Origin of the sequence: Mycobacterium sp. E3198 (assembly GCF_001667015.1) — a bacterium.
GTDB lineage: Bacteria > Actinomycetota > Actinomycetes > Mycobacteriales > Mycobacteriaceae > Mycobacterium.
In genome coordinates this window covers 1-26,324 of sequence record NZ_LZIS01000099.1, presented here as the reverse complement: position 1 = coordinate 26,324, position 26,324 = coordinate 1, and the positions used below count along the sequence as shown (strand labels likewise).

Genomic DNA, 26,324 nt, shown 5'->3' with positions numbered 1-26,324 from the left:
TTGCGCGCGCTCAGATTGGCAGCTTGCGGAAGATGGCCCGCGGGACGTGTCGCAACACCATCATCACGTAACGGAATGCTGCTGGTGCCCAAACCAATTCCTTACCTTGTGCCGCCGCGGTCACCGCGAGGTTGGCGACGTACTCCTTGTCGACGGTGAGCGGCGCTTCCTTGGCGCCGGTCGCCTGCCAGTGCGCGATCGTCGTCGACGTGCGAACCTGGCCGGGCCTGATCACCAGAACCCGAACGCCGAATTCGCGCAGCGCTTCCCCGAGGCCGAGGTAGAAGCCGTCGAGGCCGGCCTTGGTGGAGCCGTAGACGAAGTTGGACCGCCGCACCCGCTCACCGGCGGCGCTGCTCATCGCGATGATCTGTCCGAAACCCTGGGTGCGCATCTTTTGGCCCACCAGCACTCCCACGGAAACCGCTGCCGTGTAGTTGATCTCGGCTGCCAGCACGGCCTTGCGCTGGTTCTGCCACAGTTCTTCGGCGTCCCCCAGCACCCCGAACGCCACGATCGCGACGTCGACATCGCCTCCGGCGAAGGCCTGGTCGATGACCGCCGGATGGGTGTCGCTCTTGGTGCCGTCGAAGTCGATCCACTCGACCGACCTGGCGCCGGCGACCGTCATCGCGTCGATGGCGTCAGCCTTGCGTGGATGATCGGGCAAGTCCGCCAGCACGATTCGCGCGTGCGCGTTTTGCAGGTAGCGCTCGCAGATGGCCAGCCCGATCTCGGACGTGCCCCCCAGCAGCAGGATGGTCTGCGGATTTCCCACGGCGTCCAGCACCATCTACAGCAGCTCCAAGCGTCGGGCCATGTCGGAGGCGAACACCCCCGTCGGATCCACCTTGCGGCGCACGGCGATCCACTCGTCGATGCGCGGATACATGGCGTGGAAGGTTTCGGCGGTGGTGCGCGAATCCTTGGCGGTGTAGACCCGGCCGCCGAATTCCAGCACGCGGCGGTCGAGTTCGTTGAGGAACTCGTTGAGTCCCGGCTTGATGGGGAAGTCGACGCACACGTTCCAGCCCGGAATGGGGAAGCTCAGGGGGGCCCGGTTGCCCGGTCCGAACAGCTTGAACACATTCAAAAACGAGTAGTGCCCGGACTTTTGGATGTCACGGATGATGCCCTTGAACTCCTCGACCGCGGTAGTCGGCACCACGAACTGATACTGGCCGAACCCGGCGGGACCGTAGGCGCGGTTCCATTCGCCGAACATGTCCAGCGGGTGGTAGAACTGCGTCAGGTTCTGGATTTTGCCGCGGTAGCTGCCGGACTTGCGGTACCACAACTCGCCGATCGGCCCGAAGGTGTACTTGTTGGCCAACCCGTTCGGGAAAATATCGGGAAACGTAAGTAGTTGGGGTGCATCGAATTTCAGCGGGTTGCGTTGCAGCTTCTTCGGCAGCTGATCCAGCTTGGCCAGCGAGCCGCGCGAGATCGCGGCGCGGCCGAGCTTCGGCGGGGCGCTGATCGCGTCGAACCACGCGCTGGAGTAGGTGTAGTTCGCCTCGCTGCCGTCGCTGTGGAACGCGATTGTTTCGTCCAGGCCGGCGGTGACATCGCCGTCGGCGATGAAATACGCGGTCTCCGTCGGGGTCATCTCGACGGTGGCCCGCAGGATGATCCCGGTCAGCCCGTTGCCTCCGACGGTGGCCCAGAACAGCTCGGAGTCCTCACCGGTTGGGGTGAGGTGGCGGACCTGGCCGTCGGCGGTCAGCAGGTCCATGCTGCGGACGTGGTTGCCGAAGCTGCCCGCGCTGTGGTGGTTCTTGCCGTGGATGTCGCAGGCGATCGCCCCGCCGATGGTGACCTGCCGGGTGCCGGGCAGCACGGGCACCCACAGGCCGAACGGCAGGGCGGCCTTCATCAGCTGGTCGAGGTTGACCCCGGCATCGAGGTCGGCCAGCTTGGTGTCGGCGCTGACGGAGTGAATGGTGTTCAGCTCGGTCATGTCGATCACCAGACCGCCGCCGTTTTGGGCGTTGTCGCCGTAGGAACGGCCCAGCCCGCGGGCGATCACGCCGCGCCCGCCCGAGTCGGCCGTGTTGGCGACGGCTTTGGCGATCTCGTCGGGGTCCGGAGTGGAAAGCACCGAAGCCGCCGACGGCGCGGTACGCCCCCAGCCCGCGAGCCGCTTGGTGGTGAACATCGTCAAAGAGGGTACCGCTTGGCCAGGTCGGTCAGCGGATGCGGAAGATAACGGCACGCTGCACGACGAAGTTGATCACCGTCGCGGTGCCCTGGGCGATCACGAACGCGATGACGGGCGCCCACCCCCGGTAGTGCAGAAGCACCAGGCTGACGTGGTTGAGGCCGACCTGGACCGAGAAGGTGATGCCGTAGAGGACCATGACCGCGACGAACCGGGCGGTGCTGGGCGCGGCCTGGAAGGTCCACCGGCGGTTGATCAGGTACGCGGTGATGGTGCCGACGATGAAACTGGTGGCCTTGGACAGGTCGACCTGCACCCCCACGACCTTCCACAGCACCAGGTAGAGGCTGAAGTCGACGATCCCGGCCAGACCGCCGGTGACGACGAAACGCATCACCTGTGTCCTCAGACCCAGGTGTGGGCGCGCGGGAAGGGCGCCGGGTTCTGGGGGGATCATTGCGGCGAGTCTATCGGGGCCGTCGCCGGCGGCGGTGAGTCAGCGGGGCAGCTTCACCGAGATGACCTCGACCTGGTTTTCGCCCTGCGGCGTCGTGTAGGTCACCGTGTCGCCCGCCTTGCGCCCGGCGAGGGCCTGGCCCAACGGGCTGCGGGCGGTCAACGTCTCGGCCTCGCGGCCGATGGGGGTCTCCTCGACGATGGAAATCACGTGCATCGTGACGACCTCCCCGTCGGGGAAGCGCAGCGTCACCTCGGTCCCGCCGGGCAGCGTTTCCGAGTCGTCCGAGGTCGAGGGCCCGCTGCGCAGGCGCCGGTCCAGCTCGTTGATCCGGTCGGCGAGGACGACGAGCTCGTCCGCGCGTTGTATCGCTTCGGCCGCGTCGCCGTGGTCACCGACCATGCCGCGGTCGTTTTTGACCTCGACCTCGAGGCGATCGCGCCGCTGCTTGAGCCGATCCAGCTCCGCGGCGAGGTTTTCCCGCGCCGTGTCCACCGCCGACTTGGCTTTTTTGCTCACGTCAGTCGACCCGATCCTGTCTGCCGTCCCTTGCTGACCTGTAGCGCTACAGTGTTGCACCCACCACCAGGCAGCCGCCACCTTACGCGCACGCAAACTTGATTGTTCGACACATACCCAGTAGGGCGGCGCGCTACGCCCAGCCTCTGGCCGTCACGGGTCCCGCGGTGAGGGTGACCACGTTGTTGCGGCTTTCCCGCGCCTCGATGCGGGACACCCACACCCGGCCACCGGTGGCCAGCGCGACGATGCGCTCGGCGGTCTCGAACGCCCAGGCCGCCGAGCCCTCCATGCCGGTGTTCTCCATGATCCGCAGGTCGACGACGCCACGTTCGGCCAGCAGCTCGAACAGGTCGCGCTGCGGGTCGTCCTCGGCGATCAGCGTGGTGTGGTCGAACTGGTAGCGCAATGCCGACCGGATTTCGGCGACGGTTCCGACGTCGACCACCAGCCCGGTGCCGAGTTCGGTTTGTGCGCAGGCGAACTCGACTTCGAAGCTGCGCTCGTAGCCGTGCAGGAAGAAGCGCTTCCCCGCATTGGCCCACGAGCGATGGCAGCACGGGAGTTCGCCGAAGAGCTTGCGCATGTGGAATCGCGCGCTGCGGCCGATCGGTGCGTCGGCGCGGTGCATGGTTGCGACGTAGACGTCGTCGTCGAAGGTGATGTGATTCATGGGTGCAGCGTCGAGCCCGCGCCTTGTCGGATCCTTGAAAGATTCTTGGCCCCGCTAGAAGGGCGGTGGCTCGTAGCCGGCGGCAATACGCTCGGCGCGTCGCGCCGCCTCCGCGGCCATGCGCGCTTCATTCCTGCCGCGTTCCCACCTGATCCGCGCCGCCTGCTCCTGGGCTCGGGTTCGCCGGCGGGCCGGCATCATGAGTCCGCGGCTTTCATCTGGCGGATCCGGATCGGTGGGGAGCACCAGCGCTCCGGTAGGGACCGCCAACGCCGGAAAGAGCAGGCTCCCGCCGGGTTTGGTGACGTACTCATGCCCCGTCGGCGAGGTCCACACCACAGTGCCGTCGGGCTCCTGCCGATCCCGCCACTGCGCATAGAAGGTCTTGAGCAGGTGGTGGTAGCGGCAGAGCAGTTTGGTGTTGGACGGGTGGGTGGGGCCCAGCGGGAACGGCACCGTGTGGTCGATGTCGCAGACTTCAGCCGGCGCGTCGCATCCGGGGAAGCGACAGGTCAAGTCCCGGAATCGGACGAACTCGGCCAACGCCGCCGACGGCCGGTAGCCCGGCTCCGCCTTGGCCGGCGGAATCCAGAGGGGCTTGACCTTGGCCAGCCCGGCGACCTGGCGCACCAGCTCCGCCGGCAGCGGCCCGAAACCCGCCAGATACCCGGGAGCCTGCGATTTGCCATCGACCGCGGCCTGCTCGGCGAGCACGTGAATGACGACGTTCATCCCCGAAGCGCGTTGCGGCGCAGCGCAATCCGGCCCGCCGCACTGGCAGCCCAGTGCTTCGGCGCCATCGGCCAGCGCACCAAGGGCATCGGCGAGACGCTGGCCTTTGGTGCGCGGGTCGTCGCGACAGACCGTGCTCGCCAACGCCTCAAGCTTGCGCTCCAAAGTGACCCCGTCGGTGGCGTGCAGCTGGGCCCACACCCCGGCCAGCCCCGCGTCGGTGGACGCGATCTCGACGTAGCGATTCTCGTTGCGCGGGCCGGGCACTCGCACGCCGGCGGGGTCATAGCGCGCCACCCACATGTCGATGCGCTCGGCGGCCTTGGGCCCTGATAGCCGCATCCACTTTGGGGCATGGCGCGCAACCGCGGCGTCGATCTTGGCGATCAACCCCGCATCATCGACCACCTCGGTGCGCGTCACCAGCGCCGCCACCAGCCGGAAATCGATATCGCCCCGCGCAAACACCTCCGCCACACAGGGCAGCCGCTCACGCAGGGCGATCGCATATCGTAACCGCCCGCGGGCCCGGCCGCGGCTGACCCGCAGCGCCGCCGCGACCTCGGCCACCACGTTCTCGTGACCGTCGACGACCCAGCTGAACCGCTCGGAATCGTCATCGGGCGCCCGTCGGGCATACAGCTCACCGATGGCCGCCAGCTCCCGCGCGCATGCCACGTTCTGCGCGCGCCCCGCATCGGAAATGGCATCCACCACTTCGGCGTCGGCCATTGTTTCGAACATAGGTTCGACTATAGGCCGACCGACCGACACGGGTTAGGGACCCGGGTCCCCCTCAATGATTTCCGGGGCGACTTGCCGGTTGGCACCGCCGTTGCTCACCCAGGGCTGCGAATGCGGGCTCATGATGCCGATCATGAAGTGGTGGCAGACGCCCATGTCCCAATTCGGCGTACCGCCGCTGGGCTGCGGGAAAGGCATTCCGGGACACCAGATGTAGCTGCAGGCGTGGTAGTTGCACATCGCGGTCGGGTAGGTGAAGGCGTGGGCCGTCCCCGCGGCAAATCCGAGAGCGGCGAAGGCGGTGGCGCCCGATGCCAGCGCGCCGGCGAGTGCCCGCTTGATGAGGTGAGCTTTGGTGTTCATGCGCCGATTCCTATCTTTCGGCCAGGCCTACCAATCCCAATAAGGCCTTCGCTGCGACAGGGATATTTAACCCCTCAATAGGCCGTATGGCAGCAAAATCGCGCCCTTGGTGGCCGGCCGAAGCGGTTTGCTAGACCCAGTACGGCACCCGGGCGCGGTATTGCCGCATCGCGAAGGCGGCCAGCAGCCAGCCGACGGCCGTGAGCAACAAGACCACCACCCAGTGCCGCAGCTCCTGGTGGCCGCCCAGCAACGGCGTCCGAACGATGTCGAGGTAGTGCAGCAGCGGGTTGAGTTCGATGATGCTCGCCCAGCGCCCGGCGCCCTGCGACCGCAGCGTCTCGTCGTTCCAGATGATCGGCGTCATGTAGAACAGCAACTGCACGACCGAGAACAGCAACGGACCGATGTCGCGGTAGCGGGTCGCCAGGATGCCGAAACACAGCGACACCCAAATGGAGTTCAGCACGATCAACCCCAGCGCCGGGATGACCGAGAGATCGGCCCACGACCACGGCTTGGGAAAGATGATGGCGACGACGACATAGATGGCGATGTTGTGTGCGAACAGGATCATCTGCCGCCACACCAGCCGGTAGACGTGCACGCTCAGCGGCGTCGGCAACTGCTTGATCAGCCCCTCGTTCGCGACGAACACCTCGGAGCCCTCGAGGATGGCGGCGTTGATCATGTTCCAGATGATCAGCCCGAGCGTCACGTAGGGCAGGTGCACCGCCAAATCGAGGTGGAACAGCTTGGAGTACAACGCGCCCAGCGCGACGGCGGTGGTGCCAGTGGCGATGGTGATCCAGAACGGTCCCAGCACCGAGCGGCGGTAGCGCTGCTTGATGTCCTGCCAACCCAGGTGCAGCCACAGCTCGTGCCGGCGGAAGCCGTCGAGCAGGTCGCTGCGGGCGCGCGCAAACGTCCGCGACTGGGCCGCCGCGTCGATGAATGTCATGCCGACCCTCCCGGCTTCCCGAAGCGCTCGCGACGTCCCAAGCGGCGCAACCGAATCCACTCGACCAGGCCCTTGGGGTCGCGGCGGGTCACCAGGAAGAACCAGCCGAAGCGGATCCACTCCTGGAACAGAAGTTTGCGCAGGCCGGGTTGCGCCATCAGGTAGCCGCGGTTGCGGTAGGTGAAGAACCGCTTGGCGGCGTTGTCGGGGTATTGGGTGTGCATGCGGCCGCCCAGGATCGGCTTGAACTCGTCGGATCCGCACGGGTGCAGGTAGACCGCGTCCAGGCAGGTGCCGAAGGGCAGGCCGGACCGAACCAGCCGGCGATGCATCTCCACCTCGTCGCCGCGGATGAACAGCCTCAGGTCCGGAACGCCGATCGATTCCAGCGTCGACGCCCGGAACAGCGCGCCGTTGAACAACGACGCGATGCCGCGGAGCAGATCTTGGCCCTCTTCGGTGCGCAATTCGCTTGCGCGCCTGCGCCACACCAGCCCGCGCCGCAGGGGAAACGCGAGCCGTTGCGGGTCGTCCATGTTGCATACCATCGGCGACACCTCGGCCAGGCCGTACTTCTCGGCGCAGCCGAGCAGCGTCGCCAGCACGCGCGAGTCTTGTGGGCGCCCGTCGTCGTCCGCGAGCCACACCCAGTCGGCACCCTGCGCCAGCGCATGCAACATGCCCAGAGCGAAACCACCCGCGCCGCCGAGGTTTCGGCGCGAGCCGAGATAGGTCGTCGGAATGGGTTGTCCGGCAACCAGATCGCGGACCCGGCCCTCGGCCGAAGGCCCGTCGTTGTCGACCACGATCAGGTGATCCGGCAGGCGGGTTTGCGCGCTGAGCACGTCCAGCGACTTGGCCAGCTCGTCGGGACGCCGGTGGGTGACCACGACGGCAAAGACGTTGTCGCTCACGGCTGTCCGGCGGTCTCGGCCAGCACCTCGCGCACGTGCCGCGCCGCGTCCTCGCCCTCGTAGGCGCGCACTACGTCCTCGATGCCGCCGGTCATGCGGATGACACCGTGGTCGATCCACATGGCCGTCTTGCACAGCCGGGCCAAAAATTCGTTGGAATGGCTGGCGAAGACCAGGATCCCGGACCGCTCCACCAGCCTCTGCAATCGGGACTGGGCCTTCTTCAGGAAGTCGGCGTCGACCGCGCCGATGCCCTCGTCGAGCAGCAGGATCTCGGGGTCGATGCTGGTGACCACGCCCATCGCCAGCCGAACCCGCATCCCGGTGGAGTAGGTGCGCAACGGCATCGACAGGTAGTCGCCCAGCTCGGTGAACTCGGCGATCTCGTCGACCTTCGACATCATCTGCTTTCGCGTCTGCCCCAGGAAAAGCCCGCGGATGATGATGTTCTCGTAGCCCGAGATCTCGGGGTCCATGCCGACCCCGAGGTCGAAGACGGGCGCGACCCGCCCGGTGACCTTCGCCCAGCCGCGGGTCGGCTCGTAGATGCCCGAAAGCAGCCGCAGCAAAGTCGATTTCCCGGCCCCGTTGTGACCGACGAGCCCGACCCGGTCACCCAACTCGAGCGTCATGGTGATGTCCCGCAGCGCCTCGATGACGACGACGTTGGAGTTGTTGCGACCGATGGTGCCGCCCGCCTTGCCCAGGAAGGCCTTCTTCAGCGACCGTGACTTCGCGTCGAAGATGGGAAATTCCACCCACGCGTCGCGCGTCTCGATATGAGGCCCCGGCACCGTCGGCTACTTAGAGGTATTGCCCGTGTCCGGAGCCGCCGCCCTGCTTGCCGAGGCCCGGGGGCAGCGCGCCCTGGCGCATCTGCTCCAGCTGCGCGCGGGCGGCCATCTGCTGGGCGAACAGCGCGGTCTGAATGCCGTGGAACAGGCCTTCCAGCCAGCCGACCAGCTGCGCCTGAGCGATGCGCAACTCGGCGTCCGACGGCGCGACGTCCTCGTTGAAGGGCAGGGTGAGCCGATCGAGCTCCTCGCGCAGCTCCGGCGCCAAGCCCTCCTCGAGCTCGCGGATGCTGGTCGCGTGGATGTCGCGCAGCCGATTGCGGCTGGCCTCGTCCAGCGGCGCGGCGCGCACCTCCTCGAGCAGCTGCTTGATCATGGTGCCGATGCGCATCACCTTGGCCGGCTGCTCGACCAGGTCGGTCAGGGAACGCTCGTCGGAGTCGTCGTCGGCGTCGCGGATCGCCATGATCCGCGGGTCGACGCCGCCGATGACCTCGATGCCGTCGGCGTCCGGGCCGTCGTTGCCGTTAGTCAATCCATTCACCATCCTTGTTGGGACCTTTAAGGGTGCGGCACCGCGGCGTCCGGGCGCCACTCGTAGATTCGGGCCCCACCGTTGTCGTAGACCATCGTCCACGACGCCGATTTATCCAGAGACCTTAGCCCGTCGGGAGTGGCAAACCCTCTGACGTTGGGCGTGCTGGTCAAGATGTACCTGATATCGAGCGCTTTAATCGCCTCGACCACCTTCGCGTCGGACTCACCTTTGCGCGCCGAGGTCCAGAAGATGTAGCGGTAGTAGCCCGGCCCCGTCTGCTGTGGGAAGTCGTAGTGCGTCCACAACGGGTGCAGGTCGGCCACCGCGTACATCCACGTGCTGCCGTCGACGTTCGAGTCGCCGATCAGCGTGTCGTGAGCGCCGGGCAGGGTGGCCAGGTAGGCCATCGCCATGAGGTCGCGCTGATCGACCATCACCGAGTCGTACTTGTCGCCGAACAGCACGATGTGCCGGTAGAGGTAGTGCCGGGCGGTGAGCACGGTGGCCAGCAGAAGAAGGACCGCCGTGGCGGCGGTCCAGACCGGGGAACGCACCTGTTTGAACCGGCCGGTGACAAGCCTGGCCGCCCCCACCACGACCGCGACGATCGAAAACAACGCGACCGCCGCCATCGGCGTCACCAGCATCGTCACCACGGCGGCCAGGCGTCGCGGATCGTTGTAGAAGAACTGGCTGAACTCCTCGATGGCGCGGCCGACGGGATTGCGGAACGGCGCCCCGGAGTAGATCGTCGCCACGGTCAGCACCAGCCAGACGGCCGGTGGCCACCAGATCCGCCTGTACAGCAGGATCGCCATCCCGAGGTAGATCAGCACCAGCAGGCCGTATTGGGTGGGGAAGTCGTTGAGGTGGCGGGTGTGCAGCAGCAGCGCGTCGATGACGCCCTGCCGCACGCTCTTGAAGCTGGGGAACGCGTGCCCCGCGATGATGTCGGCCTGGCGCAGCACCCCGAGGAACTGCGGCGCCAGGATCGCAGCGGTGGGAAGGGCGACGGCGGCCAGGGTCAGCGCGTCGGCGAGGCGGCCGCGCACCGGATGCCACAGGGCGTCCAGCAGCCACCACGCCAACAGGAACAGGATGACGATGAACCCGCCGGTCAGGTGCACCGACAGCACACCCACCAGCGCCAGCACCGCCGCCGGGACGCGGTCGCGGTGCCGCAACGTCGAGGCGATCAGGACAAACGTCGGGATGGCGACGCCGTAGGCGGCGAGGTTCGGCATCGCCGCGACGCCGAACTCGACGTAGGGGACCGAGGTGAACGACGCCGACAGCGCCGCGGCGGTGGCCGAGACGGCCGCCGTGCGCCATTGGGTGCTGATCGGGCGCAGCAGAAACCAGGTGAGCGTGGCGGCGCTGGAGGGAAACAGCCACACCGACGCGGCCAGCGAGGTCAGGGTGTAGCCGGTGGTGGGCGCCGCACCGGTGAGCTGGCAGTAGATCGCGGTCAGCGCGTGAAAGACCGAGGGGTAATACAGCGGCTGGTGGGTCTCGACGTTGCGCAGCTCGCCCATGTGGGTAGAGGACGCCTGGCCGGTGTCGAGGATGTAGCGCACCTCGTTGGCGTGCCAGGCCGCGTCCCACGTGCTGGGGATCGACTGCCAGAGCGTGAGTCCGCGGTAGCCCGCCCACATGATCAGCGCGGCGCCCAGCAGCACACCGGCGGCCACCAGCGCCGCCGGCCAGCGGCCGATCCCGCGCGCTCCTTCTTTCGCGGCGTCGCCGCGCTGGTAGCGGGCCAGCAGCAGCTGCAAACCCGTCGCCGCCAGGCACACCACCGCGAGCGTCGCCAGCGCAGTCCAACCGTTCCAAGGGATTCCGAGCGCACCGAACGGGATAATCGCCAGCGCCACAACGCCATAGGTCAGCGCCGGGCCAACCGCAATGGCGACCGGCCAGGTTTGCTGGTTGATGCGCGCGACGATCACACCCGGTGCGATCAGCAGGAACAGTGCGATCAGCGTTCCGGTCCACAGGCCCACTCGACTAGTATGGCTGCCCGGGTGACCCGGCTTGCCAATGCCTGAGGGGCACCCGCTACCGTCACAATTTTCGCGGAATTGCGAAGCTCTAAGGTGGCTGGCATGGCTTACGACGTCGCCCGGGTGCGCGGACTGCATCCCTCACTGGGTGACGGGTGGGTGCACTTCGACGCGCCGGCCGGCATGCTCATCCCGGATTCCGTTGCGACCACGGTGTCTACGGCGTTTCGCCGGTCGAGCGCCACCACCTCCGGCGCGCACCCGTCGGCGCGGCGCAGCGCCGCGGTCCTCGACGCGGCGCGGGCGGCGGTGGCCGATCTGTTCAACGCCGACCCGGCGGGCGTCGTGCTGGGCGCCGATCGGGCCATCCTGTTGTCCTCGCTGGCCGAGGCGTCGTCGTCGCGGGCCGGCCTGGGCTACGAGGTGATCGTCAGCCGGCTCGACGACGAGGCCAACATCGCCCCGTGGCTGCGGGCCGCGCACCGCTACGGCGCCAAGGTGAAGTGGGCCGAGATCGACATCGAGACCGGCGAGCTGCCGACCTGGCAGTGGGAGAGCCTGATCGGCAAGTCGACCCGGCTGGTCGCCACGTCGACGGCGTCGGCGACGCTGGGCACGGTCACCGACCTGCGGGCGATGACCAAGCTGGTGCACGACGTCGGCGGCCTGGTGGTGGTCGACCACTCCGCGGCCGCGCCGTACCGGTTGCTCGACGTCAAGGAGACCGACGCCGACGTGGTGGCGGTGAACGCGCTGGCCTGGGGCGGCCCGCCGGTCGGGGCGCTGGTGTTCCGCGACCCGGGGATGATCGCCACGTTCGGCACCGTCTCGACCGACCCCAACGCCACCGGCCCGGCGCGCCTGGAGCTGGGCGCCCACCAGTTCGGCCTGCTGGCCGGCGTGGTCGCCAGCGTCGAGTACCTGGCGGCCCTCGACGAGTCCGCGCGCGGGAGCCGACGCGAACGCCTGTCCGTCTCGACGCAGTCCGCCACCGCGTACCTGAACCGGGTGTTCGACTACCTGATGGTGTCGCTGCGATCCCTGCCGCTGGTGATGGTCATCGGCCGGCCCGAGACGCAGATACCGGTCGTCAGCTTCGCCCTGCAGGACGTCCCGGCCGAACGCGTGGTGCAGCGCCTGGCGGACAACGGAATCCTGGCAATCACCAACGAGAGCTCTCGCGCGCTCGACGTGCTGGGCGTCAACGACGTGGGCGGCGCCGTCACCGTCGGGCTGGCGCATTACTCGACGACGGCCGAGGTCGACCAGCTGGTGCGCGCGCTCGCGTCGCTGGGCTGAGCGCGCCGCTAGACGGTCAGCACGACCTTTCCGGTCACCTTGCCGCCCACCAGCTGTTGGTGTGCCTCACCGGCCTGCTGGATGGGCATGCGCGCGCCGATGATCGGCCGCACCCGGCCCTCGGCGATCAGCGGCCACACCGCCGTCCGCACCGCCTGCACGATCTCGGTCTTGCTGTTCGGCCCGGTCACCGGCCGGGCCCGCAGCGTGGTGCCGATGACCCGCGCCCGCTTGGCCAGCAGCTTGCCGATGTTGAGTTCGGCCTTCAGGCCGCCCTGCATGCCGATGATGACCAGCTGCCCGTCGGTGGCCAAGGCGTCGATGTTGCGGTCCAGGTAAGCCGCCCCCATGATGTCGAGGATCACGTCGGCCCCGTCGGTGTCCTCACGCAGGCGCGCGACGAAATCCTCGTCGTGGTAGTTGATCGTGACCTCGGCGCCCAGCTCGCGGCAGAACTCCAGCTTCTCGGCCGACCCGGCGGTGACGGCCACCCGCGCGCCCAGCGCCGTCGCGACCTGGATCGCGTGGCTGCCGATGCCGCTGCCCCCGCCGTGCACCAACAGCAGCTGGCCCTTGCCCAGGTGGGCGATCATCACCAGGTTGGACCACACCGTGCACGCCACCTCCGGCAACCCGGCGGCGTCGACGAGGTCCACGCCGTCGGGAACGGGCAGCACCTGGCCGGCGGGCACCGCCACGTACTCGGCGTAGCCGCCGCCGGCCAGCAGGGCACAAACCTCTTGTCCCGCAGCCCAATCCGCGACGCCCTCGCCAGCATCGGCGACGACCCCCGACACCTCCATGCCGATGATGTCGCTGGCGCCCGGCGGCGGCGGGTACTTGCCGGCGGCCTGCAGCACGTCGGCGCGATTGACGCCGGCCGCGGCGACCTTGATCAGCACCTCGCCGGGTCCCGCGGCGGCGTCGGGCACTTCTTGCCAGGACAGTTGATCGGAGGATTCGGCGACGATCGCGCGCATGACGGCGACGTTACTAGCCACCGTTACGCTTATCAGCGGTGGCGTGGCAGAGCGGCCTAATGCACTCGCCTTGAAAGCGAGAGACGGCTAAAACCGTCCGGGGGTTCAAATCCCTCCGCCACCGCCGATGTGATGAGTCGAGCCATGGGTTACACATGAGTCGCGTCATCGGTTAAAGATTCCTCGGCCATCGGCCGGGGTCTTTGTTTTGTTGCGTGCGGTGGAGGGGAGTCGCGGTGGGCATCTGGGCCAGCCGCGACCAGGCCGTTACGTCGATTGGTATGCGTGCGGAAGCGGTTGTCGGCAGAGGTGGTTGGCGGCGCCCAGGGCACAGTCCGCGTCACGTCGACGAGGTCGTGGACGGCGAGACGGGGTTTGTCGGTCAACTGGAGGCTTCACCTATGACGCGACTCATGTGTCACTTACGTCGTGAACTCACACAACCCCCGCCACCGCCAACCGGGTCGATGAAGACTCGGCGCGTAGCTATTCCCTTGGAATTCAGCAGACGACTGCTTCCCCGGCGCTCGTACCAGGCGTATGTTCTGAATTTCAGCGCAGCGCAAAGGAGGAGATATGCCCGAGGTTGCGTCCGATCCCTCAGAACCCCCCGTTGAAAACACTCAACTCCAGGCGCCGGATTCCGAGCAGCGAGGATATATCGAAGTCAGTACGTCGATACCGGCAAAATCGGACCAGCCGCTGGTGTCACCGCCTCCGCTAACGGACGCGAAACCTCCATCTACCAACACAGGCGCACCAGGCACGGAAAGCAGCTAGCATTCCTGTGCCTAAGGAAGTCGAACTAAAGGGCGTCTGAATTGCCAACGACACTTTTCGGGTTCATATTATTTATTTGCTTCGTGACGCCTGGCTTTATATTTCTCATGCGCCGAGAGCGGCGCCACGCCCCGCGTAACTATAGCGCGCTGCGAGAGACGAGCATCATCGTTATTTCCAGCGTCGGCTTCTCACTGCCTGCGATCCTAGCTCTGGCGCAGTTGCAAGCCTGGCACTTCCCCGGGCTCCCTGATCTAGATCAATTAGCGGAGACGCCGGAGAAGTACGCTCTTGCGCATCTGACGGCTGTCGTCCTGATGGTTGTTTCGATTGTTGCATTTGCTGTTGTGCTGGCGATGCTCTGTGACTGTGTCATCCAGTTGATCAACCGAGATCCCTTAGTAACACCAAATTCGGTTTGGACTGAGGTACTTACAGGGAAGGCGCGACGTAAAAAATCGAAGGCTGTCGCTCTCTCGATCGAGCTGAAGAACGGCGCGGCCATCGAAGGTGCCGTCAAGGCGCACGGAGTGAAAAATGACACCAACGAACTAGAGTGGATTGCATTGCGGTCGCACCCTCAGTGGCCGATGAGAAGTCGGAGTCCAAGCGGCCAATTTCAATCCTTGGTGAGTTCTTGGTCTTACTATATGGTCGCAGGGGACGAGATCCGTGCAGCGACCGTCGGGTATTTGGATCAGGGGTTTCCGGAAGACAAAGACTAAGTCAAACTTCGAGCTCGTACCCTGTAAAGAAGTTTGCGCGCATTAGCAAAAACGGGATACTGCGCACCTACTGGGCCACCGCCGTTCAGTGCAGGATCGGGGCGTACCGCAGCACGGCGCCGACCCCGTCGGCCGGCGCGACGCGGTCGCCGGCGTGCAGCAGCGACGCCCCGACCGACACCGCGAACAGCGGCAGCGCCTCGTCGGCCCGCAGCGTCTTCGCGGGCGCGGCGCCCTGCTCGGACAGCACGTTCTCGTTCGGCGCGATCGTGGTGAGGTCCTCGTCGGCGACGACGGTGGCGTCGCCGACATCCCCGACGATCAGCGTCTCGACCGCGCCCTGCCGCAGCGCCGAGCAGACGGCGTCGAGGCCCTCGGCGGCCAGCCCGGATTGCCGGCCGATCTCGGCGGTGAAGCGCTGCGCTGTGTCGTCGATCGCGCGCAACTTGCGCTGCACGAACTCGGCCTCGATGGCGTCCTCGATCTCGCCGAAGTCGTGCCCGCTGTGCCGCGCCCCGACCTCGAGCGCCACCGCGCGATCCCGCAACCGTTCCGGCAGCGTGCTCAGCAAGTCCGAGCGCGACCGCACCTCGCCGACGACGAAGATCACGCCGATGCCCTTGTCGTCGACGAGCTCACCGACGCGGTCGGCGACGGCGCGCACGTTCTTGCGGGCGGCCTCGTCGCTGCGCAGCTGGGGGTCCCCGTACCCGGCGGTCTCGGCTCCGGCGGCGTGGTGCACCGGGTGGCCGCCGCCGTCGACGGTTTCCGAACGCAGTGCGCCGCCGATGTGGGTGGTGATGTCGGCGCCGCTGTGGTCGACCACCACCAGGACGTAGTCGGGGTGATCGAAGCTGTGCTCGAGAATGGGCACCAGATAAGGCAATTCGGACACCCGGATGATGGTCCTGGCGGTCGGGCGCGCCAGATGCTCGTTGATCACCACGCCGTCGGGGCCGGCGATCACCGCGCGCCCGCTGCGGCCGATCGGTGGCCGCAGGCCCAGCACCGCGTCCCCGATGCCGTCGATGACGGCTTGGTCGACGCCCTGGTTGTCGAGCTCTTCGCGCACCGCCCGCCACTTCAGCTCGAGCTGAGCCTCGGCGTCGTGCGTGTCGTGTGAGTCGTCGAAGTAGACCGACGCGAACGGGCCGGGCGCGTCCAGCAGCCTACGGAAGCGGTGTGAATCCATGCGTAATTGGTTGCCCCGCTAGTCGGGAGGCAAACCCTAGTAGCTTCGATCGCCCTCGCTGTGGTCGAAGAAGTGCCATTCGCCGTCCTGCTCGACTTCCATGCGCCAGCCGAGTTCGTTGCCCTCGACCGCGTCGTCGGCGAACCACGCGTGGGCCTTGTCGGCGCTGTCGATGTTCTTGGTCGCGACGACGTCGCCCTTCGGGTTGAGCACTCGGTAGGTAGCCATGCCCGCAGTGTTCCCACCGCCGGCAGGGCTCAACCGGTCGGAATCTCGGCGGCGATGGTGTCCATCAGGGCGGTGTAGCGGCGGATTTCGGGATCGCGGCCGGGCTTGCCGCTGCTGATCACGCCGGCGGCGAGGCTGCGCTCGGGGTCGGCCCAGATCGCGATGTTGGCCAGGCCGAGGTTGCCGAATGCCTTCGGCGCGTTGCGCCCGAACGGCCCGAAGCGCTTTGTTCCCAGCATGTATCCGGTGCCCCAGCGGGCCGGCTGCAGGCCGAGGGCGACATCCGGCCGCAACCGCCGGCATTCCTGGACCGCGCCGTACATCCGTTCCGGGCTGATGATCCGCACGCCGTCGAGTTCCCCACCGCGACGCCACATTTCGGCGAAGCGCGACAGCTCGTTGGCGGTCGAGATGGTGTTGGACGAGGGCACCACGGTGGACAGGAACGCCGGGGTGTTGGTGTACGGGATGATCTCGTGCACGGTTCCGCCGATCGCCTTGCGGAAGAGCGCGGCGATCACCGGCGGCAGGGGCTTCCCGGTGGCGTGGCTGGGCGCCACCAACGGGATGTCCTCCTTGGCGACGCCGAAGTTGGTCCAGCGGAAGCCCAGCGGGTCGAGGATCTCGGTGGCCAGGATCTCGCGGATGTCCTTACCGGTGGCGGCGTAGACGATCTCGCGCATCAGCGGGCCCCAGGTGAGCGCGTGGTAGATGTGCACCAGCCCCGGCCGGTACAGCGGCCGCAGCTTGCCGAGCTGTTCTTGCGCGTACTCGTGGTCGTCCGCCCGGCGCAGGTCCGGCTTGGGGCCGGTGGGGAACGGGACACCCGCGCTGTGGGTCAGCACGTGCCGGATCGTGGTGCGGTGCTTGCCGTGGCTGGTGTAGCTGGGGATGTACTCGCAGACCCGGTCGTCGAGCGAGAAGTGCCCCCGTTCGACGAGCATGTGCACGACGGTCGCGGTGATGCCCTTGGCCGCCGAGTACACGCAGTACGGGGTGTCGGTGGTGACGGGCTTCTTTTCGGCGTCGGGCGGATCGGTGGGCGCATTGCCCCAGCCGTGGCCGATCGCGCGGTTCAGCACGACGCGGCCGCGGTGCCGGATGGCCACCTGGATGGCGGGGTGGAAGCCGGCCTGATACCAGTGCCGGGCGGCCTGCCAGACGCGCTCGACGGCCGCGCTGTCGATCTCGGAGTGGTCCTCGGCGCCGATCGCCGTCACGGCGTCCAGGTCTGCCGGGACGCGGATTCTGCCGTCGGGAGTCACTTCCGCGAGAGTAGCCGAGGGGCGCACTACTCCCCGGTGAACTGCGGCGGGCGCTTGGCGAACGTCGCCGAGATGCCCTCGGTCAGGTCCTTGGACGGCAGGAACGCCGCGTTCCAGGCGGCGACGTAGCGCAGGCTTTCCGACACCGCCGCGATGCGCTGCTGGTCCAGGACGTCCTTGATGCCGTTGACGGTCAGCGGCGGGTTGGCCGCGATCTCGGCCGCGGTGGCGTGGGCGGCGGCCAGCGTGGCGTCGGCGTCGGCGTAGACGTCGTTGACCAGGCCGATCTTCTCGGCGCGGGCCGCGTCGATGTCCTTGCCGGTCAGCGCCAGTTCCCGCAGGTGCCCGTCGTTCAGGATCAACGGCAGGCGGGCGAGGCTGCCGACGTCGGCGACGATGGCGAGCTTGACCTCCCGCACGGAGAACTTGGCGTCGGCGCTGGCGTAGCGGATGTCGACCGCGGAGATCAGGTCGACGCCGCCGCCGATGCACCACCCGTGCACCGACGCGATGGTCGGCGTCCGGCAGTCGGCGATGGCCGTGATCGCGCCCTGCATGCGCTTGACCTCGCGGTGGAATTCCGCCCGCGGGCCGGCGAGCGCGTCACCGGACAGCAGCGGGGTGAACGATCCGCCCATCGCGGGCACGTCCAGGCCGTAGCTGAAGTTCTTGCCCGATCCGGTGATCACGATGGCCCGCACGTCGCGGTCGGCGTCCAGCGCCGCGAACACGTCCGGCATCTCCGACCAGAACGCGGGCCCCATCGCGTTGCCCTTGCCCGGTCCGACCAGCGTCACCTGCGCAACGTGGTCCTTCGTTTCGACGGTGACGGATTCGTAGGTTTCGCCCATCAGCAGACCGTAGCGTGGCAAACATGGCTCCCGACTTGCGACCTGGACCTCATTCCCCGCCCACCGACGAGCTGCACAGCGCCGAGGACACGCTCGGGGTGTTGCAGCGCGTCCTGCACCCGATCGCCGCCGACGACCTGGCCCGGCAAACGCCGTGCCGCGAGTTCGACGTCACGCAGCTGACGGCGCACCTGCTGAAGTCGATCGCCGGCCTCGGCGGCATGGTGGGCGCGGAGATGCCGGAGCGCGACGACGGGGATTCGGTGGAGCGGCAGGTCATCGCCGCGGCCCGGCCGGCCCTGGACGCCTGGCACCGCCGCGGCCTGGACGGCACCGTTCCGTTCGGCAAGGGCGAGCTACCGGCGAAGAGCGCGTGCGGCATCTTTTCGATCGAATTCCTGGTCCACGCTTGGGATTACGCCGCCGCCGTCGGGCACCGGGTCGACGCCCCCGAACCGCTGTCGGAGTACGTGCTGGGGTTGGCGCGCCAGATCATCCGGCCGGAGCTGCGCGGCGGCGCCGGGTTCGACGACCCGGTCGACGCGCCCGCCGACGCCGGCGCCCTCGAGCAGCTGATCGCGTTCACGGGCCGCAACCCGGCGCGGTAGCTTCGCGAGGGTTTCCCGCCCCATTGAGTGTGCGATGAGGGCTTCGTGAGTGCGTTCAGGGCGCAATTCGGCCCGTAATCCCGCCCTGGGCTCACACGGAAAGCCGCAGCCGCACAGGCGAAGCCGTAGATGCACGCTCGAGCGGGAGAGCTACACCCGTTCGAGGTAGAAGTAGTAATACCGGCCGTTGTCCAGGACGCCCTTGCCGTTCATGATGCCCATCACGGCGTCGTCGTCGATCTTCTTGAAGTGGTCGTGCACCGGCTGGCCGTCGTAGACCATCGTGGCGGTGACCTCGCCGCGGAAGTCCTCGAGCCACAGGCTGGCCTCGCCCTTGCCCATCGCCTTGTTGGAGAACTTGTTCCCGTCGGCGTCCAGGCAGACCAGCGGCTGCACGTCGGCGGCCGAGGCGAAGGTCTTGCCGAACCAGCCGGCCTTTTCCAGCTGGCCGTTCATCTTGTGGCCGGTGTGGAACTCGCCGCCCTTCCACTCGCCGATCATGCCCTCGATGGTCGCGGGCTCCAGCGTCGCCCAGAAGTCGTCCAGCTCGGCGTCGGCGATGCTGTCGGTGCGTTCCTTGAACTCGGTGAACTTCTTGCGGGCCAGGCTCATTGGTTCTCCTTGATCCAGTCGCGGGCAAACCCCAGCAGGGCGTCGTTCTCCTCGGGCGCCCCGACGGTGATCCGGACGCCGTCCGGCGCGAACGGGCGGACCACGATGCGCGCTTCGGCCGCCCGCGTCACGAAGTCGGACGTGCGAGCGCCCAGCGGCAGCCAGACGAAGTTGGCCTGCGACGGCGGCAGCGCGTAGCCGGCCTCGCGTAAACCGGCGGTGACCCGGGTGCGCTCGGCGACCACCGCGTCGGTGCGGGCCAGCAGCTCCTCGGCCGCGTCCAGCGAGGCGAGGGCGGCGGCCTGGGAGATGCTCGTCACCGCGAACGGCACGTAGACCTGGTCCAGCGCGGTGATCAGGTCGGGGTGGCCGACGGCATAGCCGACGCGCAGGCCCGCCAGCCCGTACGCCTTCGAAAAGGTCCGCAGCACAACGACATTGCTGTGGGAGCGGGCCAGCTCCAGGCTGCCCGGCGCCATGCCGTCGCGGATGTACTCGACGTAGGCCTCGTCGATGGCGATCAGGATGTGCGGCGGCACGGCCTCGACGAACCGGGCCAGGGCGTCGGGGTCGACGACCGTGGACGTCGGATTGTTGGGGTTGCAGACGAAGATCAACCGCGTGCGGTCGGTGACCGCGGCCAGCATCGCGTAGAGGTCGAACACGTGGTCGGCCAAGGGCACCTTGACCGCGACGGCGCCGGCGACCTGCACCATGGGCGGATACAGCTCGAAGCTGTGCCACCCCATCACCACCTCGTCGCCGGCCGAGGCGGTGATCTGGATGAGTTGCTGGCACAAGCTCACCGAACCGCAACTCACGGCCACCTGCTCGGGCGCGAAGTCCGAACCGAGGTGTTTCGCCAGCGCCGCCTTGAGTTGCAGATTGGCGCTGTCAGGGTAGCGGTGGATCGTGTCGGTGGCCCGCTCGATCGCCGCCCGGACACTGGGCAACGGGCCGTGCACCGTCTCGTTGCTGGCCAGTTTGACCGAACCCGGCACCGTTTTACCGGGGACGTAGACCGGAAGCCCCGCCAACTCGGGTCGCAGGCGGGCGGTCACTTCGACAGCATATGTCGGCGCTGTGTACGCTATGCCTCCGGCGGTTCTCCGGACACCCGAAGGGGTTCGGGTACCCTCAGGAAGTTCGATGGAGGCGTGCCAGAGCGGCCGAATGGGGCTCACTGCTAATGAGTTGTCCCCCTCAAAGGGGACCGGAGGTTCAAATCCTCTCGCCTCCGCCGCGCGAGACAACTGAACACAGGCGCCCGTAGCTCAACGGATAGAGCATCTGACTACGGATCAGAAGGTTGGGGGTTCGAATCCCTTCGGGCGCGCTCACTCTGAACAGGCGCGCTGACTCTGAACGGGCTCGCTCACGAGCAGTGGGTTTACCCGATTTGCCGTCAGGGCACGCTCGGGATGTGTACGCCATCACCTCGCTGCTCGCCGTGCTCGCCGTTTCGCTGCTCATCACCAGGTTCGCCACCGTGGTGCTCGCCGCCTCGGGGATGTCCGGAGAGTCAGCGCGGTTCCAAGCGCGGTCGGCCTTCACCGGTTCGGGCTTCACCACCACCGAATCCGAGACCGTGGTGTCCCATCCGGTGCGCCGCCGCGTGGTGATGCTGCTGATGCTGGTCGGCAACATCGGCTTCGTCGCGGCCGCGAGTTCGCTGATCCTCGGGTTTCGGGGCGGCGCCCAGGGGGCCTCATGGTTGCGGGTCTTCGTGCTGGCCGCGGGGCTGATCGTGCTGGTGTTCCTCTCCCGAAGTCCCCGGGTGAACCGCTGGTTGACCGCGCTCATCGGCCGGGCACTGCGCCGCTGGACCGACTTGGCGGGCCGCGACTCCACGGTGCTGACCGAGCTCGGGGACGGATACGTCGTCAGCGAGTTGGCGATCGCGGCGAACGACTGGGCGACCGGACGCACGCTCGCGGAACTCCGGTTGCCGGACGAGGGCTTGCTGGTGCTCCGCATCAACCGCACGGACGGCGACGACGTGGCGCATCCGGCCCCGAGCAGCCGGCTGGCGTGCGGCGACGTGCTGGTGCTCTATGGCCGCGCCGACGCCATCGCCGCTCTCGACCACCGCACCGTCGACGGCGGCGACGATTCCCATGCCCGTGCGGTGCAGCGGCATGCGGCTGAAGCTGGGCGTAGTCCGAATCGTTAAGACGGAGTTTGTTGTGGCCGCGGATATTTGGCTATAACCTCCGGCCCATGATGACGATCAGCAGTGTGGAAACGATGGGTATCGGTGGCGGCGCGGGCGGTGGCCGCTTCGGCGGCGGCGCGGGCGGTGGCCGCATGGGCGGTGGCGCCGGCGGCGGCCGTTTCGGTGGTGGCGCCGGCGGCGGCCGCTAACCCTCTTACAACCTTCCGGCTCGGGACGGGCGCGTCCAAGGCGCCGCCCGTCCCGAGCTGAAGCATGCCTGTCCGCCTAGGTGATCGGGCCGGCCGGCGCGCCCTGATCGGCATCGCCGAGCAGATCGAGTTGCATCCAGGCGACGTCGTGCCAGCTGCCGTGCTTCCATTCGACCCGCCGGTACAGGCCGGCGTCGGTGAACCCGAACGATCGATGAAAAGCGTTGCTGGCCTCGTTGGGTTGGGTGATGCCGGCGATGGCTCGGCGGTAGCCGCGCTCGGCGAGCCGGCGCAGCAGCTGCGTGTACAGCCCGCGGCCGCCGCCGGCGCGGTGGTGGGCGGTGTCGACGTAGATGCCGGTCTGAGCCGCCCACTGGTAGGACGCCACTCGATACAGGGCGTGCCCGTAGGCGTAGCCGATGACCCGGCCGTCCCGCTCGAGGACGAGCCAGTCGTGGGTCTGGCGAGCCGCGGTGATGCGCGCCGCCATCTCGTCCACGGCCGGGACTTCGAGTTCCCAGCTGATCGCCGTGTTCAGGACGTAGGGGCGGTAGATCGCCACGCAGGCCGGCGCATCCTCTGGGCCTGCCGGGCGGACCCGGCCGATGCTCGCGTGCATGCTGGCAGTCTCAGCCGTCAAACCGGTGTCCAGTCATCCCAGAACTCGGGGAAGTCGAGTGTCGTTTGCGGGATCGGGGCGGTGCGGATGATCTCGCGGAAGTGATCCTGCCACCCCCACCACAGGCAGATGATGAAGACGTATTGGTACCAGCTCAGCTGGTAGCCGTCCGGGATGGCCTGCCCCTTGTTCTCCGGCGCGAACACGGCGATCGCCAGCAGACCGATTGCGGCCGCCGCGGGGAGCTGGATCTTCCCGGATTTCCAGAGATGGATTCCCAGGGGTCGGGGCCCGTGCGGAGTCAGTTCGAATCCCTGGGGCAGTTCGTCGTCGTGGCCGTGGCTCCAGCGGTGAACGCCGTACAGGACGTCGGCGATGTCGGGGCGGCCGTCGGGCATGTCCGACTTGACCACGATGGGAAACCGGCTCTGCTCCAAGTCGATGTCCGGCGCCGCCATCACCCGGAAGATGTCCAGCGAGTCGCGGATCGTCCGCTTGTAGCGGGTCGCCACTCCCAGCTGCGGGTAACGCTTCTTCGCGGTTTCATCGACCGCGTTGCCGGCGTGCACCATGGCCGCATCCCACTCGCCGCGTTCCCAGTGGTCGAGTGAGTGCCTTACGGAGTCCCCGACTTCCACGTGTCGGATGCTATCGACCCGGGACCCGCGATGTCTGCACTATGGGCGCGGTTGGAACGGTCGCCGCAGGGGGACGGTCACGGTCAGGGTTGCGTGTCGATCAGCGTGAGCGCCCGCTCGAACAGATGCACCGTGGCGGCGTGGAGCTGGTCGCCGACCTCCTTCTCGGCCTTGCCCGCGCAGGCCCGGGCCAGCGTGCCCTCGATCACGATGCCCAGCTTGAAGCAGGCCAGCACCGTGTACCAGGTGATGTTCGACAGGTCACGGGTGGTGTTGGCGGCGTACCGCGCGAACAGGTCGTCGGTGCTGGCCAGCCCGTCCTGGCCGCCGAGGGCGTGGCTGAAGACGCTGGAGCCGTCGGGCTGGCGCCAGGTGGCCAGCAGCCAGCCCAGGTCCAGCAGGGGGTCACCGATCGTGCACATCTCCCAGTCGACGATCGCGACGACCTCGGGCCCGGTGCGAGAAAACATGACGTTGGCGGCGTGGTAGTCGCCGTGCATGATTCCGGGCGTCCACGTGGCCGGACGGCGGCGCTCCAGCCAGGCCGACACTTCCTCGATCCCGGGGATCTCCGGCCCGGGGTAGCCGTCGTACTCGCGGTAGGAGTCGAGCTCCGAGAGCCAGCGCGGCACCTGGCGCTCCAGAAAGCCCTCCGGCCTGCCGAAATCCGAGAGGCCCACCGCGACGTGGTCGACGGCACCCAACTTCGCCAGCGCGTCGGCCATCGACAGCCCCATCCCGAACCGGATGTCCGGGTCGCCCGCGTGCAACGGCGGCAGCCCCTCGCCGGCGTTGAACCCGTCGACCGGTTCCATCAGGTAGAAGACGGCATCGCCGAGCACGGCGGGGTCCTCGCAGGTGGCGATCAGGTGGGGATGCGGCACGTCGGAGCCGGCCAACGCCGCAAGGACTTTGGTTTCCCGCAGGATCACGCTGTTGCTGCGCGGCCGCAGGTGGCGTGGCCCGCGCCGCAGCACGTATGGCCGGCCGGCCCGAGTGAACCGCAGCATGACGTTCTGCGTTCCGCCGGTGACGGTGGCGACGTCCTCGAGCGGTCCGTCGCCGAGCCCCTGCTCGGACATCCATCCCGCTACGGCCTCGAGGTCGACGTGATCCACGTCCAGCAGCCTAGGTCACCCGGCAGGGGCGGCGGGTCGCGCAGGAGGCTGGAACAATAGTATGCGGAACTAACGGACTTCGGGCCTGAAGGGGATGGCGATGCCGCGTACCGACAACGATTCCTGGGACATCACGCAAAGCGTGGGAGCCACCGCGCTGGGCGTCGCCGCGGCGCGTGCCGCCGAGACCGAGAGCGCGAACCCGCTCATCAGCGATCCGTTCGCGCGCGTGTTCGTGGATGCTGCGGGCGAGGGGATGTGGAGCATCTACGCGGACCCCAAGCTGCTGGCCAAGGCGGTCGAGCTGGAGCCGGACGTGCGGGCGCGGATACAACTGATGATCGACTTCATGGCAACGCGCACAGCGTTTTTCGACGAATTCTTCCTCGGCGCGGCCGACGGCGGCGTCCGACAGGTGGTGATCCTGGCCGCGGGCCTGGACGCACGCACGTGGCGGCTGCCGTGGCCGGACGGCACGGTCGTGTACGAGCTTGACCAGCCCAAGGTGCTGGAATTCAAGTCCAAGACGCTGCGCGAGCACGGCGCGGACCCGAAGGCGCGGCTGGTGAACGTGCCGATCGATCTGCGCCAGGATTGGCCGAAAGCGCTGCGGGAAGCGGGCTTTGACTCCTCGCGCCCGGCGGTCTGGTCGGCGGAGGGGCTGGTCCGTTACCTGCCGGCGCGGGCCCAGGACCTGCTGTTCGAGCGCGTCCACTCGTTGAGTGCCCCGGGCAGTTGGCTGGCGTCGAATGTGCCCGGGCCCGGATTCACCGACCCCGACCTCGTCCGGCGCCAGCGCGAGGACATGCAGCGCATGCGGGCGGCGGCCGCCCGGCTGGTCGACACCGAGATCACCGACTTCGACGACCTCTGGTATCCGGAGGAACGCACCCCCGTCGACGCCTGGCTGCGCGATCACGGCTGGGACGTGTCGACGGCGACCTTCGCCGAACTGATGGCCCGCTATGGCCGCAGCATTCCGGACGGCGCCGGGCACGTGATGCCGCCGACGCTGTATGTGTCGGCGCAGCGGCGCGCATGAAATGCGTGGCGGGGCGGGCGATTAGCCCGCCGTAGTCGCCCGCATCGCCGCCACGTCCTGTTTGATCGCCGCGATCGCGTCGACGGGCGTGAGGTCCTGGCCCTCGCTGTTTTGACCGAGTTGCGGCCAGCCCGCCCCGTCCGGCCCGCGCAGTTGGTCCCAGATGTCGCGGACCTTGCTCAACAGCTCGGCTTGCTCCGCGTCGGTGAGTGCCATCAGCCATCCTCCGTTCGCACTGATGCCGCACGCGGCGGCAAACTCTTCCGGTGTCAGCCCGTCGGCCGAGTTCATGTCGCAGTTTCCGAACGGTGGACACCCCTGCGGCAGGTTCGGGCTGAAGCCCGTGCCGTCGGTGTACTGATGCGCGACTTGGCCCGGCAGGTCGGGGTTGGACCCGTAACCGGCCGCGATGACCCGCAGACCTTCGGGCCGCGTCCGCCACATGTTGTAGAAGTCATAGGCGTTGGCGTAACCGATGATTCGCGCGGGCTCGCCGGTGTAGTCGGCCAGGTTCCAGTACAAATTATTGATCCAGCTCGAACCGTCACCGGGCGGGTTGCCGCCCGATTCCACGTCGAGCATCAAGGCGACCCGCGGATGCAGTCCGCCGCCGGCCTCGATCATCGACCGCACCGTGTTGGCGTTGTCCAACCAATTCGGGCGGACATAGGTGTAGACGATTCCGAATGTCAGGCGCCCGCTGTCCAAGGCCGTCCGCATCCACGCATAGTTGGCCGCGAAGTTGTGATCTCGATAGGTGCCGTCACAGGCGCGGATCGAAAGTACCCGGTAGGGATACGAATCATTCACGGGCACTTGAAATTCGGAGACGTCGGCGAACAGCGTGTCAGTCACCGCTCATCAATCCCCCTTTACCGCAACACCACTCGCCATGCTACAGATCCGGACGGTAATGTCGCGGCCATGGGTGATCGGCCCGCCCGGGTAGGCGACGTGCATCGGATCGCCGCGTCGATGCCCCACGTCAGGAGGTTGGATGGCCCGAAGGGCAACGCGATCTATCAGGTCGGCGGAAAGTCGTTCGTCTTCTTTCGCACTCCCCAACCCGACGCGACCGATCCGGACACCGGCGAACGCTACGCCGACGTGATCATGCTCTGGGTGGAGTCGGAGAGCGACAAGC

Annotated in this window: 29 protein-coding genes, 3 tRNA genes and 1 pseudogene; 10 read left to right on the top strand and 23 right to left on the bottom strand. The window is 67.7% G+C overall.

Features of this window, described 5'->3' with window-relative positions; genetic code table 11:
* Positions 1 to 10 precede the first annotated feature (10 nt).
* From A5673_RS11565 to A5673_RS11510, 12 genes are all read right to left on the bottom strand, one after another.
* Positions 11 to 793: a decaprenylphospho-beta-D-erythro-pentofuranosid-2-ulose 2-reductase gene (locus tag A5673_RS11565; protein WP_068231612.1), complete on the bottom strand. Its 783-nt coding sequence runs from the start codon at positions 791 to 793 to the stop codon at positions 11 to 13.
* Entirely contained in the window at positions 794 to 2,158 is a 1,365-nt protein-coding gene (locus A5673_RS11560) for an FAD-binding oxidoreductase (protein WP_068231609.1), read from the bottom strand.
* 31 nt (positions 2,159 to 2,189) lie between these two features.
* A complete protein-coding gene (locus A5673_RS11555; protein ID WP_156748099.1) occupies positions 2,190 to 2,555 on the bottom strand; it encodes a GtrA family protein in 366 nt (121 codons plus the stop codon).
* Positions 2,556 to 2,657: 102 nt separating this feature from the next.
* A complete protein-coding gene (locus tag A5673_RS11550) occupies positions 2,658 to 3,137 on the bottom strand; it encodes a GreA/GreB family elongation factor (protein ID WP_068231603.1) in 480 nt (159 codons plus the stop codon).
* Positions 3,138 to 3,270: 133 nt separating this feature from the next.
* Positions 3,271 to 3,810 carry a 6-carboxytetrahydropterin synthase gene (locus A5673_RS11545; protein WP_082958678.1) on the bottom strand — a complete coding sequence of 180 codons (540 nt, stop codon included), beginning with the start codon at positions 3,808 to 3,810 and terminating at the stop codon, positions 3,271 to 3,273.
* Between the two features lie 54 nt (positions 3,811 to 3,864).
* Positions 3,865 to 5,286, bottom strand: a complete 1,422-nt coding sequence (locus A5673_RS11540; RefSeq protein ID WP_068231598.1) for an HNH endonuclease signature motif containing protein — start codon at positions 5,284 to 5,286, stop codon at positions 3,865 to 3,867.
* 33 nt (positions 5,287 to 5,319) lie between these two features.
* The gene (locus A5673_RS11535) at positions 5,320 to 5,649 is read right to left on the bottom strand and encodes a hypothetical protein (protein WP_068231595.1); all 330 of its coding nucleotides are present in this window, start codon (positions 5,647 to 5,649) and stop codon (positions 5,320 to 5,322) included.
* Between the two features lie 130 nt (positions 5,650 to 5,779).
* A complete protein-coding gene (locus A5673_RS11530; protein ID WP_068231592.1) occupies positions 5,780 to 6,610 on the bottom strand; it encodes an ABC transporter permease in 831 nt (276 codons plus the stop codon).
* Positions 6,607 to 7,524, bottom strand: coding sequence for a glycosyltransferase (locus A5673_RS11525; protein ID WP_068231588.1), 918 nt, complete (start codon positions 7,522 to 7,524; stop codon positions 6,607 to 6,609). Before A5673_RS11525 ends, A5673_RS11530 begins: the two co-directional genes overlap by 4 nt.
* Positions 7,521 to 8,318: an ABC transporter ATP-binding protein gene (locus A5673_RS11520; protein WP_068231585.1), complete on the bottom strand. Its 798-nt coding sequence runs from the start codon at positions 8,316 to 8,318 to the stop codon at positions 7,521 to 7,523. Before A5673_RS11520 ends, A5673_RS11525 begins: the two co-directional genes overlap by 4 nt.
* 10 nt (positions 8,319 to 8,328) lie before the next feature.
* On the bottom strand, positions 8,329 to 8,865 hold the full coding sequence (locus tag A5673_RS11515; protein ID WP_156748093.1) for a bacterial proteasome activator family protein: 537 nt from the start codon (positions 8,863 to 8,865) through the stop codon (positions 8,329 to 8,331).
* A gap of 14 nt (positions 8,866 to 8,879) precedes the next feature.
* Positions 8,880 to 10,859 carry a DUF6541 family protein gene (locus tag A5673_RS11510; RefSeq protein WP_068231584.1) on the bottom strand — a complete coding sequence of 660 codons (1,980 nt, stop codon included), beginning with the start codon at positions 10,857 to 10,859 and terminating at the stop codon, positions 8,880 to 8,882.
* A 102-nt stretch (positions 10,860 to 10,961) separates the two neighbouring features.
* Between A5673_RS11510 and A5673_RS11505 the strand changes: the two genes are divergently transcribed.
* A complete protein-coding gene (locus tag A5673_RS11505; protein WP_068231580.1) occupies positions 10,962 to 12,158 on the top strand; it encodes a cysteine desulfurase-like protein in 1,197 nt (398 codons plus the stop codon).
* 8 nt (positions 12,159 to 12,166) lie between these two features.
* On the opposite strand, the gene A5673_RS11500 is transcribed toward A5673_RS11505, so the two are convergent.
* Positions 12,167 to 13,138 (bottom strand): NAD(P)H-quinone oxidoreductase, encoded by a 972-nt coding sequence (locus tag A5673_RS11500; protein WP_068231577.1) that lies wholly within the window; start codon positions 13,136 to 13,138, stop codon positions 12,167 to 12,169.
* Between the two features lie 37 nt (positions 13,139 to 13,175).
* On the opposite strand from A5673_RS11500, the gene A5673_RS11495 reads away from it, so the two are divergent.
* Both A5673_RS11495 and A5673_RS29055 read left to right on the top strand, forming a co-directional pair.
* Positions 13,176 to 13,262, top strand: a tRNA-Ser gene (locus tag A5673_RS11495).
* Positions 13,263 to 13,959: 697 nt separating this feature from the next.
* Positions 13,960 to 14,643 carry a DUF6338 family protein gene (locus A5673_RS29055; protein ID WP_255396641.1) on the top strand — a complete coding sequence of 228 codons (684 nt, stop codon included), beginning with the start codon at positions 13,960 to 13,962 and terminating at the stop codon, positions 14,641 to 14,643.
* Positions 14,644 to 14,728: 85 nt separating this feature from the next.
* On the opposite strand, the gene A5673_RS11490 is transcribed toward A5673_RS29055, so the two are convergent.
* Genes A5673_RS11490 through A5673_RS11475 form a run of 4 tightly spaced genes read right to left on the bottom strand, consistent with a single transcriptional unit; the run spans position 14,729 to position 18,179 of the window.
* Complete coding sequence (locus A5673_RS11490; RefSeq protein ID WP_068231574.1) at positions 14,729 to 15,835, bottom strand: hypothetical protein; 1,107 nt, start codon at positions 15,833 to 15,835, stop codon at positions 14,729 to 14,731.
* A gap of 36 nt (positions 15,836 to 15,871) precedes the next feature.
* A complete protein-coding gene (locus A5673_RS11485) occupies positions 15,872 to 16,063 on the bottom strand; it encodes a hypothetical protein (protein WP_067315711.1) in 192 nt (63 codons plus the stop codon).
* A gap of 29 nt (positions 16,064 to 16,092) precedes the next feature.
* Positions 16,093 to 17,328: a lipase LipE gene (gene lipE, locus A5673_RS11480; protein ID WP_068231571.1), complete on the bottom strand. Its 1,236-nt coding sequence runs from the start codon at positions 17,326 to 17,328 to the stop codon at positions 16,093 to 16,095.
* A gap of 26 nt (positions 17,329 to 17,354) precedes the next feature.
* A complete protein-coding gene (locus A5673_RS11475; protein WP_068231566.1) occupies positions 17,355 to 18,179 on the bottom strand; it encodes a crotonase/enoyl-CoA hydratase family protein in 825 nt (274 codons plus the stop codon).
* Between the two features lie 23 nt (positions 18,180 to 18,202).
* Here A5673_RS11475 and A5673_RS11470 point away from each other — a divergent pair, with 23 nt between their 5' ends.
* The gene (locus A5673_RS11470) at positions 18,203 to 18,787 is read left to right on the top strand and encodes a TIGR03086 family metal-binding protein (protein ID WP_197518352.1); all 585 of its coding nucleotides are present in this window, start codon (positions 18,203 to 18,205) and stop codon (positions 18,785 to 18,787) included.
* A 150-nt stretch (positions 18,788 to 18,937) separates the two neighbouring features.
* Here A5673_RS11470 and A5673_RS11465 read toward each other — a convergent pair whose 3' ends face one another.
* Both A5673_RS11465 and hisC read right to left on the bottom strand, forming a co-directional pair.
* Positions 18,938 to 19,399, bottom strand: a complete 462-nt coding sequence (locus tag A5673_RS11465; RefSeq protein WP_068231560.1) for a DUF4334 domain-containing protein — start codon at positions 19,397 to 19,399, stop codon at positions 18,938 to 18,940.
* Positions 19,396 to 20,460 carry a histidinol-phosphate transaminase gene (hisC, locus tag A5673_RS11460; RefSeq protein ID WP_068231557.1) on the bottom strand — a complete coding sequence of 355 codons (1,065 nt, stop codon included), beginning with the start codon at positions 20,458 to 20,460 and terminating at the stop codon, positions 19,396 to 19,398. Before hisC ends, A5673_RS11465 begins: the two co-directional genes overlap by 4 nt.
* Positions 20,461 to 20,550: 90 nt before the next feature.
* On the opposite strand from hisC, the gene A5673_RS11455 reads away from it, so the two are divergent.
* The 4 genes from A5673_RS11455 to A5673_RS29050 all read left to right on the top strand — a co-directional run bounded on the left by A5673_RS11455 (position 20,551) and on the right by A5673_RS29050 (position 21,763).
* Positions 20,551 to 20,639: transfer RNA gene (locus tag A5673_RS11455), tRNA-Ser, on the top strand.
* A 23-nt stretch (positions 20,640 to 20,662) separates the two neighbouring features.
* Positions 20,663 to 20,735 (top strand) — tRNA-Arg (locus A5673_RS11450).
* Between the two features lie 87 nt (positions 20,736 to 20,822).
* Positions 20,823 to 21,572 carry a TrkA C-terminal domain-containing protein gene (locus tag A5673_RS11445; RefSeq protein WP_068231554.1) on the top strand — a complete coding sequence of 250 codons (750 nt, stop codon included), beginning with the start codon at positions 20,823 to 20,825 and terminating at the stop codon, positions 21,570 to 21,572.
* A 47-nt stretch (positions 21,573 to 21,619) separates the two neighbouring features.
* Positions 21,620 to 21,763 (top strand): hypothetical protein, encoded by a 144-nt coding sequence (locus A5673_RS29050; protein ID WP_156748090.1) that lies wholly within the window; start codon positions 21,620 to 21,622, stop codon positions 21,761 to 21,763.
* A gap of 76 nt (positions 21,764 to 21,839) precedes the next feature.
* Here A5673_RS29050 and A5673_RS11440 read toward each other — a convergent pair whose 3' ends face one another.
* From A5673_RS11440 to A5673_RS11430, 3 genes are all read right to left on the bottom strand, one after another.
* Positions 21,840 to 22,382: a GNAT family N-acetyltransferase gene (locus A5673_RS11440; RefSeq protein WP_068231551.1), complete on the bottom strand. Its 543-nt coding sequence runs from the start codon at positions 22,380 to 22,382 to the stop codon at positions 21,840 to 21,842.
* Between the two features lie 17 nt (positions 22,383 to 22,399).
* Positions 22,400 to 23,020 (bottom strand): hypothetical protein, encoded by a 621-nt coding sequence (locus A5673_RS11435; RefSeq protein WP_068231547.1) that lies wholly within the window; start codon positions 23,018 to 23,020, stop codon positions 22,400 to 22,402.
* 83 nt (positions 23,021 to 23,103) lie between these two features.
* Positions 23,104 to 24,102 (bottom strand): phosphotransferase family protein, encoded by a 999-nt coding sequence (locus A5673_RS11430; protein ID WP_068231544.1) that lies wholly within the window; start codon positions 24,100 to 24,102, stop codon positions 23,104 to 23,106.
* Between the two features lie 136 nt (positions 24,103 to 24,238).
* On the opposite strand from A5673_RS11430, the gene A5673_RS11425 reads away from it, so the two are divergent.
* The gene (locus A5673_RS11425) at positions 24,239 to 25,180 is read left to right on the top strand and encodes a class I SAM-dependent methyltransferase (RefSeq protein ID WP_068231673.1); all 942 of its coding nucleotides are present in this window, start codon (positions 24,239 to 24,241) and stop codon (positions 25,178 to 25,180) included.
* 21 nt (positions 25,181 to 25,201) lie between these two features.
* Here the strand turns inward: A5673_RS11425 and A5673_RS11420 are convergent, their stop codons facing one another.
* Positions 25,202 to 26,035, bottom strand: a complete 834-nt coding sequence (locus A5673_RS11420) for a hypothetical protein (protein WP_068231541.1) — start codon at positions 26,033 to 26,035, stop codon at positions 25,202 to 25,204.
* Between the two features lie 69 nt (positions 26,036 to 26,104).
* On the opposite strand from A5673_RS11420, the pseudogene A5673_RS11415 reads away from it, so the two are divergent.
* Positions 26,105 to 26,324 (top strand): annotated as a pseudogene (locus A5673_RS11415) (hypothetical protein); the annotation flags it as partial.

Excerpts from the sequence above, each read along its gene's own strand:
- A5673_RS11565 (WP_068231612.1), bottom strand. The coding sequence starts at position 793 with ATGGTGCTGGACGCCGTGGGAAATCCGCAGACCATCCTGCTGCTGGGG.
- A5673_RS11560 (WP_068231609.1), bottom strand. The coding sequence starts at position 2,158 with ATGTTCACCACCAAGCGGCTCGCGGGCTGGGGGCGTACCGCGCCGTCG.
- A5673_RS11555 (WP_156748099.1), bottom strand. The coding sequence starts at position 2,555 with ATGCGTTTCGTCGTCACCGGCGGTCTGGCCGGGATCGTCGACTTCAGC.
- A5673_RS11545 (WP_082958678.1), bottom strand. The coding sequence starts at position 3,810 with ATGAATCACATCACCTTCGACGACGACGTCTACGTCGCAACCATGCAC.
- A5673_RS11540 (WP_068231598.1), bottom strand. The coding sequence starts at position 5,286 with ATGTTCGAAACAATGGCCGACGCCGAAGTGGTGGATGCCATTTCCGAT.
- A5673_RS11535 (WP_068231595.1), bottom strand. The coding sequence starts at position 5,649 with ATGAACACCAAAGCTCACCTCATCAAGCGGGCACTCGCCGGCGCGCTG.
- A5673_RS11530 (WP_068231592.1), bottom strand. The coding sequence starts at position 6,610 with ATGACATTCATCGACGCGGCGGCCCAGTCGCGGACGTTTGCGCGCGCC.
- A5673_RS11515 (WP_156748093.1), bottom strand. The coding sequence starts at position 8,865 with ATGGTGAATGGATTGACTAACGGCAACGACGGCCCGGACGCCGACGGC.
- A5673_RS11505 (WP_068231580.1), top strand. The coding sequence starts at position 10,962 with ATGGCTTACGACGTCGCCCGGGTGCGCGGACTGCATCCCTCACTGGGT.
- A5673_RS11500 (WP_068231577.1), bottom strand. The coding sequence starts at position 13,138 with ATGCGCGCGATCGTCGCCGAATCCTCCGATCAACTGTCCTGGCAAGAA.
- A5673_RS11490 (WP_068231574.1), bottom strand. The coding sequence starts at position 15,835 with ATGGATTCACACCGCTTCCGTAGGCTGCTGGACGCGCCCGGCCCGTTC.
- A5673_RS11485 (WP_067315711.1), bottom strand. The coding sequence starts at position 16,063 with ATGGCTACCTACCGAGTGCTCAACCCGAAGGGCGACGTCGTCGCGACC.
- A5673_RS11475 (WP_068231566.1), bottom strand. The coding sequence starts at position 18,179 with ATGGGCGAAACCTACGAATCCGTCACCGTCGAAACGAAGGACCACGTT.
- A5673_RS11470 (WP_197518352.1), top strand. The coding sequence starts at position 18,203 with ATGGCTCCCGACTTGCGACCTGGACCTCATTCCCCGCCCACCGACGAG.
- A5673_RS11465 (WP_068231560.1), bottom strand. The coding sequence starts at position 19,399 with ATGAGCCTGGCCCGCAAGAAGTTCACCGAGTTCAAGGAACGCACCGAC.
- A5673_RS29050 (WP_156748090.1), top strand. The coding sequence starts at position 21,620 with ATGATGACGATCAGCAGTGTGGAAACGATGGGTATCGGTGGCGGCGCG.
- A5673_RS11440 (WP_068231551.1), bottom strand. The coding sequence starts at position 22,382 with ATGCACGCGAGCATCGGCCGGGTCCGCCCGGCAGGCCCAGAGGATGCG.
- A5673_RS11430 (WP_068231544.1), bottom strand. The coding sequence starts at position 24,102 with ATGTCCGAGCAGGGGCTCGGCGACGGACCGCTCGAGGACGTCGCCACC.
- A5673_RS11425 (WP_068231673.1), top strand. The coding sequence starts at position 24,239 with ATGCCGCGTACCGACAACGATTCCTGGGACATCACGCAAAGCGTGGGA.